This window comes from Rahnella contaminans (genome assembly GCF_011065485.1).
Classification (GTDB): Bacteria; Pseudomonadota; Gammaproteobacteria; order Enterobacterales; family Enterobacteriaceae; genus Rahnella; species Rahnella contaminans.
The window spans coordinates 618932-631296 of the sequence record NZ_JAADJS010000001.1 but is presented as its reverse complement, the minus strand read 5'-3'; the positions used below and the strand labels follow the sequence as shown (position 1 = coordinate 631296).

Sequence of the window (12365 nt, the reverse complement as noted above, 5' to 3'; positions counted from 1 at the left end):
GTCCGGGCAATTGTCATGACCTCTTACTTATTACTGTTTGTCGGCACCATGCTGGTGAATAACTTTGTTCTGGTGAAGTTCCTCGGACTTTGCCCGTTTATGGGCGTGTCCAAAAAACTGGAATCCGCCATCGGCATGGGCCTGGCGACCACGTTCGTGATCACCTTGTCGAATATCTGTTCGTGGATGGTCAACACCTTCATTCTGATGCCGCTGGGCCTGGTGTACCTGCGCACCATGGCGTTTATCCTGGTGATCGCTGTCGTCGTACAGTTCACCGAAATGGTCGTGCGTAAAACCAGCCCGTCGCTGTATCGCCTGCTGGGTATTTTCCTGCCGCTTATCACTACCAACTGCGCCGTGCTCGGCGTGGCGCTGCTTAACATCAACCAGCAGCTGAATTTCATGCAGTCCGCGCTCTACGGTTTTGCCGCCTCACTCGGTTTCTCGCTGGTGATGGTGCTGTTCGCCGCCATTCGTGAGCGCCTGGTTGTCGCTGACGTGCCTGCACCGTTCAAAGGTTCTTCGATTGCGCTGGTCACGGCGGGCCTGATGTCACTGGCCTTTATGGGCTTTACGGGTCTGGTGAAATTCTGATGTTTGAATTATGGGTAGCGATTGGTGCGCTGACCGCACTGGCTCTGGTGTTTGGCCTGCTGCTGGGTTACGCCTCGCGTCGTTTTGCCGTGGAAGGCAACCCGGTTGTCGATCAGATTGACGATATCCTGCCGCAAAGCCAGTGTGCGCAATGCGGTTATCCCGGTTGTAAACCTTACGCCGAAGCCGTGGCCAATGGCGACAACATCAACAAATGTGTGCCGGGCGGCGAAGCGGTCATGCTCAAGCTGGCCACCCTGCTCAACGTCGAGCCGCAGCCGATGGGCGAAGACGTCGCCGCCGCCGTGCCGGTGCGCAAAGTGGCGTATATCGACGAAAGCAACTGTATCGGCTGCACCAAATGCATTCAGGCCTGCCCGGTCGATGCGATTGTGGGCGCAACCCGTGCCGTGCATACCGTGATTACCGATTTATGTACCGGCTGTGACCTGTGCGTCGCACCGTGCCCGACGGACTGCATCGAAATGCTGCCGATCAAAACCACCACCGCAAACTGGAAGTGGGATTTGCAATCCATTCCGGTTCAGGTCATCCATGCGGAGTAACATGTTTAATCTGTTTGCCGCGCTCAAAAAAGACAAAGTCTGGGACTTCGACGGTGGTATTCATCCGCCGGAAATGAAGACGCAGTCGAGCCACGTTCCGCTGCGCAACGTGCCGTTGCCTGAGCGCTTTATCATTCCCCTTCAGCAGCATCTTGGCCCGGAGGGCGAGCTGTGTGTGAAAGCCGGTGACCGGGTTTTAAAGGGCCAGCCGCTGACGACAGGCCGTGGCCGCACCGTGCCGGTACACGCGCCGACGTCTGGCGTGATCACCGCCATCGAACCACATATCACCGCGCACCCTTCCGGCCTGAAAGAACTCTGCGTTCTGATTGAAGCCGACGGGCAAGACACCTGGTGCGAACGCAACATTGTGGCCGATTACCGCCAGCTTTCTGCCGGAGAGCTGAACCAGCGCATCAGCCAGGCCGGTATCGCCGGATTGGGCGGCGCAGGTTTCCCGACCGCCAGCAAACTCGCAGGCGGCCTGACGTCCACGCGCACGCTGATCCTCAACGCCGCCGAATGCGAACCCTACATCACTGCCGATGACCGGCTGATGCAGGAACACGCGGATCAGATCCTCGAAGGCACGCGCATTCTCTGTCATATGCTCAGCCCGGAACGCGTTCTCATCGGCATCGAAGACAATAAACCGGAAGCCATTGCGGCGTTTAAAACTGCGATTAAAGCTACGGCTCAGCAGGATCTGGCTAACGGTATCCGCTTCGAACTGCGCGTGGTGCCGACCAAGTATCCGTCCGGCGGAGCCAAACAGCTGACCAAAATTCTGACCGGCCTCGAAGTGCCGAAAGGTCATCACTCGTCGTCAATCGGCGTGCTGATGCAAAACGTCGGGACGGTTTACGCGATCAAACGCGCGATCCTCGACGGCGAACCGCTGATCGAACGTGTCGTGACGCTGACCGGTGAAGCGATGGCGAAACCCGGTAACGTCTGGGCACGTCTGGGTACGCCGGTTTCGCATCTGATGCAGGAAGGCGCGTTACAGCCGCAGGGCGATAAAAAGATGGTGATCATGGGCGGGCCGCTGATGGGCTTTACCCTGCCGTCGCTCGATGTGCCGGTCGTTAAGATCTCCAACTGCCTGCTGGCTCCGTCCGAATCGGAACTTGGCCAGCCTGAGCCGGAAGAAGCCTGTATCCGTTGCAGCCTGTGCGCGGAAGCCTGTCCGGCCGGTTTACTGCCGCAGCAGCTTTACTGGTTCAGCCGCGGCGAAGAACACGAAAAAGCGCGCAACCATAACCTGTTCGATTGCATCGAATGCGGCGCCTGTGCTTACGTCTGCCCGAGCAACATTCCGCTGGTGCAGTATTATCGTCAGGAAAAGGCCGAAATCCGTGCCATCGACAGCGAAACCGCCCGTGCGACCGAAGCCAAAGCGCGTTTCGAAGCCAAACAGGCGCGTATGGAACGTGACAAAATCGCCCGCGAAGAGAAACACCAGAAAGCCGCCGTTAAGCTGAGCGAAACGCCGGTGGACGACGCCCCGGTCGCCGGAGCCGCGGCTGAAACGGCGGAAGTGGATCCGCGTCAGGCCGCACTGGCCGCCGCCATTGCCCGCGCCAAAGCCAAAAAAGCGGCTGCCGCGCAGGAAATCCCGGTCGCGTCTGAACCGGTGCCTGAAACGCCGCCGACCGCAGAAGACGATCGCAAAGCCGCCGTGGCTGCCGCTATCGCCCGGGTAAAAGCGAAGAAAGCGGGAAATGGCGTGGTGGTGGAAGCCACCGACAGCGAGCTCAATGTGACTCCGCCAGCACCGGCAGAAGACGACCGCAAGGCCGCCGTAGCCGCAGCGATTGCCCGCGTGAAAGCGAAGAAAGCCGCCGCCGCTCAGGCCAATACTGACGAAGGCGTGACAACGTCACCGGCTGAACCTTCTGCTGACGACAAGCGTAAAGCCGCTGTCGCCGCCGCCATTGCCCGTGCGAAAGCTAAAAAAGCGGCGGCGCAGAGTGACGCCGAAGAGTCCGCTGCGGACAACGACGCATCTTCAGAACCAGACACAACACAACAAGAAAGCGATCCACGCAAAGCCGCCGTGGCTGCTGCGATCGCCCGAGTTAAGGCCCGTAAAGCCGCTCAGACAATGTCGAACGAGGAATAGATGGCCTTCAGGATCGCAAGTTCACCTTTTACACATAACCGCCAAAATACCAGCACCATCATGATGATGGTGATTCTGGCGTGTATTCCGGGTCTGATCGCTCAGATTTGGTTTTTCGGCTACGGAACACTGGTTCAGCTCGCCCTGGCTATCGTGATTGCTTTACTGGCGGAAGGTGCCGTTTTGCAACTGCGCAAACAGCCGGTAAAAAAACGTCTGGGCGATAACAGCGCCCTGCTGACGGCTATTTTGATCGGCATCAGCCTGCCGCCGCTCGGCCCGTGGTGGATGGTGGTGCTTGGCACGTTTTTCGCCATCATCATCGCCAAACAGCTGTATGGCGGTCTGGGGCAAAACCCGTTTAACCCGGCAATGGTGGGTTATGTTGTGCTGCTGATTTCGTTCCCGGTGCAGATGACCACCTGGCTGCCGCCGGACGCGCTGCAACATCATCACATCAGCTTCACCGATACGCTGCTGACCATTTTCACCGGCCACAGCGGGCAGGATCTGACCGCCTATCAGTTGCAAATGAACGTGGATGGCGTGACGCAGGCGACGCCGCTGGATGCCTTTAAAACCGGCTTACGCTCCGGGCATACAGCCGATCAAATTCTGGCAACACCGCTGTTTGGCGGCACGCTGGCGGGTCTGGGCTGGCAGTGGATTAACCTCGGTTTTCTGGCCGGTGGCCTGTTCCTGATGTGGCGTAAGATCATCAGCTGGCACATTCCGGTGGCAATGCTCGGTATGCTGGCGTTCTGCGCCGCCATCGCGTGGGGGCTGGCACCGGAAAGCTATTCTTCACCGCTGGTCGGCCTGTTCTCCGGTGCGACCATGCTCGGTGCCTTCTTTATCGCCACCGACCCGGTGACGGCATCCACCACGCCAAAAGGCCGTCTGGTTTTCGGTGCATTAATTGGTTTACTGGTGTGGCTTATCCGCACGTACGGCGGGTATCCTGACGGCGTGGCCTTTGCCGTTTTACTGGCCAACATTACCGTGCCGCTGATTGACCACTACACTCAACCACGTGTTTACGGGCATCGCTGAGGAAGAATTATGTTAGCTACAATGCGACGCCACGGCCTGATTCTGGCTTTCTTTGGCGCACTGATGACCGGCATGACCGCCATCGTAAACCTGCTGACCAAGCCAACGATTGAACATCAGGCGCTGTTACAGCAAAAAACGCTGTTTGATCAGGTGATCCCGGCCAGCGTTTACGATAACAACATGCAGAACGAATGTTACAACGTCACCGATGAATCACTCGGTACCGCTACGCCGCACCGCCTGTACCTGGCGCGCAAAGGCGGTGAACCGGTGGCTGCCGTGGTGGAAACTACCGCGCCAGACGGTTATTCCGGTGCAATCCAGCTGCTGGTTGCCGCTGATTTTCATGGCAAAGTCTACGGTTCCCGCGTGCTCGAACAACATGAAACGCCGGGGCTGGGTGACAAAATTGAAGTGCGTATTTCTGACTGGATCAAGCATTTCGCCAACGAAACCGTTAACGGCCCCAGCGACCCGCGCTGGGCTGTGAAGAAAGATGGCGGCGTGTTTGATCAGTTTACCGGCGCGACCATTACCCCGCGCGCTGTCGTGCGCTCGGTGAAACGCACGGCGTTATTTATCGGGACGGTGCCGTCTCAGCTTTCCCACCTCACCCCTTGTGGAGCCCGTGATGAGTGAAGCCAGAAAGATAATCGTTCAGGGTCTGTGGACCAATAACTCCTCGCTGGTCCAGCTGCTGGGGCTTTGCCCGCTGCTGGCCGTGACGTCCACGGCGACTAACGCCTTAGGTTTGGGGCTGGCAACCACGCTGGTGCTGACCTGTACTAACGGCATGATTTCCGCGTTCCGTAAGTGGATCCCGGATGAAATCCGTATTCCGATTTACGTGCTGATCATCGCATCGGTGGTCAGTACCGTTGAAATGCTGATCAATGCGTATGCCTTTGGTTTGTATCAGGCGCTGGGGATTTTCATCCCGCTGATTGTTACCAACTGTGTGGTGGTCGGACGTGCGGAAGCCTGCGCCGCGAACAGTCCGGTGCATCTGGCGGCGCTGGACGGCGCCATGACCGGCCTCGGGGCGACGTGCGCAATGTTCGTCCTCGGTTCGATGCGTGAAATTCTCGGCAGCGGCGTGTTGTTTAACGGCGCAGATTTGCTGCTCGGCGGCTGGGCGAAAGTGCTGCGCGTTGAAGTGATTCATTTGGATAACCCGTTCCTGCTGGCGATGCTGCCGCCGGGCGCGTTTATCGGTTTGGGCCTGCTGCTGGCGGCTAAATACCTGATTGATCAGCGCATGAAAGCGCGAAAAGCGGTGCAACACGTTGCCGCCGAAGACAGTTTGCCAAAGGGAAGTGTTCATGAATAAGGAAAAGCGCATTGAAATCCTCAGCCGTTTGCGGGACAACAACCCGCATCCCACAACCGAACTGGTGTACACCACGCCGTTCGAGCTGCTGATTTCGGTGTTACTTTCCGCGCAGGCCACGGACGTCAGCGTGAACAAAGCGACCGCGAAACTTTATCCGGTCGCGAACACGCCGGAGTCCGTTCTGGCGCTCGGCGTGGACGGTGTGAAGGAATACATCAAAACCATCGGCCTGTTTAATTCGAAAGCCGAAAACGTCATTAAAACCTGCCGGATTTTGCTGGAAAAACACAACGGCGAAGTACCGGAAGACCGCGCCGCGCTGGAAGCCCTGCCGGGCGTCGGGCGTAAAACCGCCAACGTGGTGCTCAATACCGCTTTCGGCTGGCCCACCATTGCCGTCGATACGCATATTTTCCGCGTCTGTAACCGGACGAAATTCGCGCCAGGTAAGACCGTCGATGACGTGGAAGAGAAATTACTGAAAGTGGTGCCGAAGGAATTTATGCTCGACTGCCATCACTGGCTGATTTTGCACGGTCGCTATACCTGTATTGCGAGGAAGCCGCGGTGCGGATCGTGTTTGATTGAAGATTTGTGTGAGAGTAAAGAGAAGGTTTATGCGGAGTGAAAGGGAGTGCCGCTGCGCGGTTCCTTTTCCCGGTGTTACTCAGCCTGCGGCCTCACCCTTCCGACCTCCCCCTTCGCAGGGGGAGGAGAAAGTCAAAATCAAATAAACGACTTCGCCTGCTTGAGCACCACATCACACGCTTTGGTTTTCACTTTCTCTTTCACCTGCGTCAGCCCGCTGCCGAGATTATTCAGGTCAACGCTCTGATCTTTACCGGTTTTCAGCAACCCGCCCAGCCCCTGCTGGTAGTCCTTGCTTTCAGCACCAGACGCGCTCTGGATCCCCAGTTTGTTCAGCAGCTGATCTTTCACGTTTTCGGTGCTGGCTTTAGAAAGTACGTTGTTTTTCACGCAATACTGCAATACACCGGCGACGTTGGTCGCGCTGGTGGAGGTCAGCGCTTTATCGCCGCCGTTGAGCAGTGAAGTCAGTGATGATGTGGTTCCCGTCCCTGAGGTTGTTCCCGCACTGTTCAGCCCGTCGGTGGCGGCCTGTTGCAGTTGTCCCAGCAGGTTATTTGATGCCTGTGCGGAGGCTGCCACTAACAGGCTGCCCGCGACGATGGTCAGAACGCCAGCTTTTAATGCTTTCATGTGCTACTCCATTCATTTCACTTATATATTGCGGGAAAGCTTGGTCTTAAATGATGAATTCATCAATAGGAAAATCGGAGAGAAACCGGCAATGCCGGTTTTATTTGATCGTCGACGGGGGGGCAAGCGGTTGTTGCTGCGTCAGCCACAGACCGGCGGCGGTAAAAAAATGCTGCGCCAGCGCCGTCGCCCTGCCCGGTTCGGCCACCACCAATGCTGCGTGGCGGGTCATAGGGGTGATGTCCAGCGGGCAGCGTTTAAGTGCCGGATGCATCTCGTCTATCAGATGCCCGCTCGGCACTAACGCACAGCCGATGCCGACAAACACGCCCTGCATCAGCTGAAATATCGAGGTACTTTCCAGACGCGGATGCAGTTCGAGTCCGGCCTGACGGAAGAAATTATCCAGATAGCGGCGGAAATAACGGCTCGGCTCGGACAGACACAAAGGCAACGCCGCGGCCTGTTCGGCGGTCATCAACCCGACATTGTCCAGTTCGGGGAAATGGTCCGGGTGATACACCACGTCCACGCCGCCATCATCAAGCGACACCAGCTGGAAACGCAGTTCGTTGAGGGTCGAAAATTCGAAAAAGCCGATGCCGACATCCACGGAATGGCTGCTCAGCGCTTCAATCAGCTGATCGGCGCTGACTTCCGAGACGCGGTAATCCAGCCCCGGATGCGCCTGGCTCACCGCTTTAATCAGCCGCGCCAGCGAAACGCTGCACTGTGGCATAACGCCGATGCGTAACGTCCCGCTCATGCCCTGCTTGAGGGATTCCACCTCCAGCTTCAGGCCTTCGTAAACCGCCACTATTTCGCGCGCCCAGCTCAGCACACGCAGGCCTTCGGCGGTGAATCCTTCGAAATTGTTGCCCCGGTTGATCAGGTTCAGCCCGAGTTCTTTTTCAAGATTTTTGAGCCGCATCGACAGCGTCGGCTGGCTGACAAAACTGGCTTCCGCCGCCCGCCCGAAATGACGTTCCCGTTCAAGATTGCAGAGATAAATAAGCTGTTTGATGTCCATTTTATTGAATATTCATTGAGTTACAGTGATTAATTCAGAACACAATGTGAACGGAATTGCCCGCGAAAAGCCACGTCCCGGATTACGCATACCGCATGATATCCCACATTCACGAAATTTGTTTTTCGGGATACGCGGGAAATCATGCCGGAATCACATTTACTTATCTTATAACTCGCAGATTATTCATACAGGCAGATTATTCAATAAAGACCGGGCGCTTTTCGCGAAGGGACTTCAGCCCTTCCCGCACAAGAATCAGCGCCATTTTTCCGTCGTGACCGGTGACCTGTGTTCCGGTGTCGTGACGGATGGCGTCGATAAAGGCTTCGGCTTCGCGCACGTAGGCTTCCTGATATAACTTCGTCCAGGACGGCATGGATTGCGCCTGAATGGTTTTGTCTTGCGTCACCACTTCAACATTATTGCTGTTCTGCCGGCCAACTTTGACAATGCCATGCGTGCCGAGAATTTCCGCGCGGGCATCGTAGCCGTAACGGACGTACTGCGCGCCGTCGATCATGCCGATGATGCCGTTGGTGAACTGCATCATGACGGCGCAGGTATCGTAATAGTCGGGGTATTCCGCGGCTTTTTCCGGTGACCGGAAATTATGGCCGATGACGTGGATCATGCTCACTTCGGCTCCGGCGTACCACCTGAGCGTATCGAGATCGTGGCTATTCACTTCAGCAACCGGCCCGCCACTTTTGGAAATATCGAACATCCACTCTTTAGGCTCGCTCGGCCCATGGGTCAGTGATTTTAGTAACGTCACTTCGCCGACAGTTTTATTTTCAATCACCTCCTTGCCCGTTTTAAAATTCTCATCAAAACGGCGCATAAAACCTAATTGTAATTTGACGTTATATTCCCGACATGCGTCGATCATGTCGTTGCATTCTTCTTCCGTTCCGGCCATCGGCTTTTCGCAGAATATATGTTTTCCGGCTTTCGCGGCGGCAACCACAATATCGCGGTGTAAATGCGTCGGTGTCACCACCACAATGGCATCAATATTTGCGTTTTTCAGGGCTTCGCGATAATCGGTATATTGATATTCCATCTGAAGTTCTTTCTGTACTTCCGCCAGATTCCCCTCGTCGGGATCGCATATTGCAATTAACCGGGCATGACGAAGATTACCGTTATAATTCCGGGCATGAATCATCCCCGCGCGGCCACAACCAATCAGACACACATTAATCATTTTATTCATTTTCAGCCTCAGTCAGGGCATATTTCGTTATTTACCGGCCTGTATCACAGGCCAGTTTTCTGAATACTATTTGGCAGCGAGAAGTTCATTAACGATTTTTATTCCGGCAGAGCTGCCCAGACGCGTTGCGCCTGCATCAATCATGGCAAGCGCGTCGCTCAGCGTGCGAATTCCACCCGCAGCTTTAACCTGAACGTGTTCGCCCGCGTGTTCTTTCATTAATTTGACGTGTTCAGCCGTTGCGCCCGCCGTGCCGAATCCTGTGGAGGTTTTAACAAAGCCCGGTTTCACTTCAGCAGCGATTTTGGCGACCTGAATAATTTCATCTGTCGTCAGGTAACAGGTTTCGAAAATGACTTTCGACACAATCCCGGCTTTATTGGCGACAGCCACCAGCGCCGCCATTTCTTCTCTGATATAAGCGTAGTCATGCTCTTTGACTTTGCCGACATTCAGCAGGTAATCGAATTCCTGCGCGCCATTATTAACGGCGTCCTGTGCTTCAAACACTTTGGCGGCAATGGTCATCTGCCCCAGCGGGAAACCAATCGCCGCGCCGGTCAGCACGGATGAACCTTCCAGCATTTGACGGCAGATGGCGACTGGCCAGGAGTTGATAGCAACAGACGCAAAACCGTATTCCTTCGCTTCATCACACAGTTTTTGGAAATCTTCTTTGGTCGCATACGCATGCAGATTGGTATGGTCAAAGAATGCGGCCAGTTTTTCAGCAGAGTATTTCATTTTCTATTCCTTAATCAGGTTTCAGTATTCAGGGAGTTGCCTGCCGGCAAATAAATTTATGGATTACGACAAAAAGGGATTCAGCCAGCTTCTTCCACCAGCGTAGATAAATACTGGCTTAGTATTTCGCTGGCCTCTTTTTCCTGTTCGCCTTCGCAGAGTAAAGTAATTGCTGAATTATGAACGATGCCGAGTTTCATCAGTGCCAGCATACTTCTGCCATCGGCCTCTTTTTCTTTATTCACCAGCCTGACATTACAGTCGAATTTTTTCGCCATTTTCGAAAATGTTGCGCAGGGACGACTGTGAAATCCCATGGGATTAATAAAGCGTATTTTCGATGCAATCATAACGTTCTGCCTCCTTATTAATGTTTTTAAACAGCCAGCGCGGATTTATTAAATTTCGCCTTTCGGTATAATCCGTAAATAATTCCACCGGTCAGTCCGCCGCTGAGAATAGCAATTACCCAAAGTAAACCGTGCGTGACGAGCGGAAGAATAATCAGCCCGCCGTGCGGGGCTGGCACCGCGACTTTAAAGAAGAAGGTCAGCGTGGCACCGATCGAGGCGCTCAGCATGAGTATCGGGATCACACGCAGCGGATCTTTTGCAGCAAAGGGAATCGCGCCCTCGGCAATAAACGTCGCACTGAGAATAAAGTTCACCAGCCCGGCGGCCTGCTCCTCTTTTTCGAAATACTTTCTGAACATCACAGTCGCAAAGGCAATCACCAGCGGCGGCACCATGCTGGCGGTCATGACGCCGGCCATAAATAATGCGTTGCCCTGCTCGGCCAGCAACATCGTTCCCGTCACATACGCAGCTTTGTTCACCGGGCCACCGAGGTCAAACGCGCTCATACAGCCAATCACAATGCCGAGCAATAACGGGTTCGCGTGTTCCAGCCCGGCCAGCCACACCATCATGCCTTTATTTAAAGCCGCGATGGTCGAACCGGCAGAAAGCATGAAGACGCCGACCACCAGAACACCAATCAGCGGCATCAGGAAGATAGACTTGAAACCTTCCAGCGAACGGGGAAATGAACGGGTGATATGCAGCATCCATTTCATGAAATAACCGGCGAAAAAGCCCGCGATAATGCCACCAAGAAAGCCCGCGCCGATATCGGTCGCCAGCAGGCCGCCGACGAATCCGGCTACAAAACCAGGGCGGTTGGAAATCGAGTACGCGATAAACGCGGTGAAGACCGGCACCATTAATGAAAACGAGAGTTTACCGAGTTTAAACAGGCTGGCGGCAATCGGGTTATATTGCGCGCTGGTCGGGTCAAATGAGTAAATCCCCCAGAAGAAGGAAATGGCGATTAACACACCGCCTGCGACCACAAACGGCAACATGTTCGACACGCCGTTCATCAGGGAAATATAGACTGACCGCCCCGCGCCCTGGCGCTCTGCTTTTTCGGCGGCAGGTTTTTCATTATCAGGCGTTGCGGTTTGTTCGTGCCGGTAAACGGCTTCTTCACCGGCCATCGCCCGGGCCACCAGTTCAGTGGCTTTTTTAACGCCGTGGCCGACCGATGCGCGGATTAACGGCTTACCGTCGAATCGTGTCATTTCCACCGCCTTGTCGGACGCCAGAATCACCATATCGGCCCGGGCGATTTCTTCTGCCGTCAGCGCGTTTTCAATGCCCACGGCCCCGTTGGTTTCAACGCGGATCCCCGCACCGGCTTTTTTTGCGGCATTTGTCAGCGCGGCTTCCGCCATAAACGTATGGGCGATCCCCGTCGGACATCCCGTTACTGCGACAAAAAACTTTTCTCTGGTCGACATGATTCTGGCTCCATAAGGGTGATTTCTCCGGCCTGTCATTTACTGCTGATTTACTCTGTTAATTATCGTTTACTATCGATATCAGTTAAATGCAGGCCAGAGCAGAATGTGAAGAGGTTAATCAACGTAACGGGTCATAATTTCAATGACCTGCGCTACATCCTTTGCCGCAGCAATCGGGTCACGGAAATCATCTTCCATAATCGCGCCAGCAAGTTTCATCAGGATCCTGATGTGTTCATCACCCGCGCTTTCTTCCGGAACGGCAATCATGAAGACGTACTGCGCCCGGTCATTTTCTTCGGCATCCCATAACACCGGCTTCACCAGTCGTGCAAAAGCGATAACCGGCAATGTAACCGCGTCACTCTTGCCGTGCGGGATTGCGAAGTCGTGGCCGACTGCCGTTGAGAACTCAACTTCTCTTTTACGGATGGCCGCCATGAAGTGATCGAAACCGCCCGGTTTCAGGCACCCGGTCGCTTCTATCTTTTTGCCCATCTGCCGCAGAACGTCGTCTTTATCCTGAACATCCAGATCCAACATCACGGTGTCTTCTGAAAAAATCCTCATACTGGCTTTCCCTTTTGCTGTTAATTATCGTTTGTTATCGTTTATACGTATATCAAGAGCAAAGCGATAATAAACGATTGACATCGCTAATTGCATGACT

14 protein-coding genes are annotated in these 12365 nt (G+C 54.8%); 7 read left to right on the top strand and 7 right to left on the bottom strand.

The window, feature by feature from the left end; genetic code table 11:
- Positions 1-15: 15 nt before the first annotated feature.
- Genes rsxA through nth form a run of 7 tightly spaced genes read left to right on the top strand, consistent with a single transcriptional unit; the run spans position 16 to position 6305 of the window.
- Positions 16-597: an electron transport complex subunit RsxA gene (rsxA, locus tag GW579_RS02885; protein WP_101078861.1), complete on the top strand. Its 582-nt coding sequence runs from the start codon at positions 16-18 to the stop codon at positions 595-597.
- The gene (rsxB, locus tag GW579_RS02880) at positions 597-1163 is read left to right on the top strand and encodes an electron transport complex subunit RsxB (protein ID WP_152326144.1); all 567 of its coding nucleotides are present in this window, start codon (positions 597-599) and stop codon (positions 1161-1163) included. The genes rsxA and rsxB overlap by 1 nt, the downstream gene beginning before the upstream one ends.
- Position 1164: 1 nt before the next feature.
- Positions 1165-3288, top strand: a complete 2124-nt coding sequence (rsxC, locus tag GW579_RS02875) for an electron transport complex subunit RsxC (RefSeq protein WP_165057415.1) — start codon at positions 1165-1167, stop codon at positions 3286-3288.
- Positions 3289-4341, top strand: coding sequence for an electron transport complex subunit RsxD (gene rsxD, locus GW579_RS02870; protein ID WP_152326142.1), 1053 nt, complete (start codon positions 3289-3291; stop codon positions 4339-4341).
- A 9-nt stretch (positions 4342-4350) separates the two neighbouring features.
- The gene (rsxG, locus tag GW579_RS02865) at positions 4351-4983 is read left to right on the top strand and encodes an electron transport complex subunit RsxG (RefSeq protein ID WP_165057413.1); all 633 of its coding nucleotides are present in this window, start codon (positions 4351-4353) and stop codon (positions 4981-4983) included.
- Positions 4976-5674: an electron transport complex subunit E gene (locus tag GW579_RS02860; protein ID WP_152326140.1), complete on the top strand. Its 699-nt coding sequence runs from the start codon at positions 4976-4978 to the stop codon at positions 5672-5674. Before rsxG ends, GW579_RS02860 begins: the two co-directional genes overlap by 8 nt.
- Complete coding sequence (gene nth, locus GW579_RS02855; RefSeq protein WP_165057411.1) at positions 5667-6305, top strand: endonuclease III; 639 nt, start codon at positions 5667-5669, stop codon at positions 6303-6305. Before GW579_RS02860 ends, nth begins: the two co-directional genes overlap by 8 nt.
- A gap of 98 nt (positions 6306-6403) precedes the next feature.
- Here the strand turns inward: nth and GW579_RS02850 are convergent, their stop codons facing one another.
- The 7 genes from GW579_RS02850 to GW579_RS02820 form a co-directional block, all read right to left on the bottom strand.
- Positions 6404-6898, bottom strand: coding sequence for a YjjA family protein (locus GW579_RS02850; RefSeq protein WP_165057409.1), 495 nt, complete (start codon positions 6896-6898; stop codon positions 6404-6406).
- A gap of 100 nt (positions 6899-6998) precedes the next feature.
- Entirely contained in the window at positions 6999-7928 is a 930-nt protein-coding gene (locus GW579_RS02845) for a LysR family transcriptional regulator (RefSeq protein ID WP_152326137.1), read from the bottom strand.
- Between the two features lie 199 nt (positions 7929-8127).
- The gene (locus GW579_RS02840) at positions 8128-9147 is read right to left on the bottom strand and encodes a Gfo/Idh/MocA family oxidoreductase (RefSeq protein WP_165057407.1); all 1020 of its coding nucleotides are present in this window, start codon (positions 9145-9147) and stop codon (positions 8128-8130) included.
- A 66-nt stretch (positions 9148-9213) separates the two neighbouring features.
- Positions 9214-9891: a deoxyribose-phosphate aldolase gene (gene deoC, locus GW579_RS02835; RefSeq protein ID WP_152326135.1), complete on the bottom strand. Its 678-nt coding sequence runs from the start codon at positions 9889-9891 to the stop codon at positions 9214-9216.
- Between the two features lie 80 nt (positions 9892-9971).
- Positions 9972-10241, bottom strand: a complete 270-nt coding sequence (locus tag GW579_RS02830; RefSeq protein ID WP_152326134.1) for an HPr family phosphocarrier protein — start codon at positions 10239-10241, stop codon at positions 9972-9974.
- Between the two features lie 26 nt (positions 10242-10267).
- Positions 10268-11692: a PTS fructose transporter subunit IIC gene (locus GW579_RS02825; RefSeq protein WP_165057405.1), complete on the bottom strand. Its 1425-nt coding sequence runs from the start codon at positions 11690-11692 to the stop codon at positions 10268-10270.
- A gap of 117 nt (positions 11693-11809) precedes the next feature.
- Entirely contained in the window at positions 11810-12265 is a 456-nt protein-coding gene (locus GW579_RS02820) for a PTS sugar transporter subunit IIA (protein WP_165057403.1), read from the bottom strand.
- Positions 12266-12365: the final 100 nt, after the last annotated feature.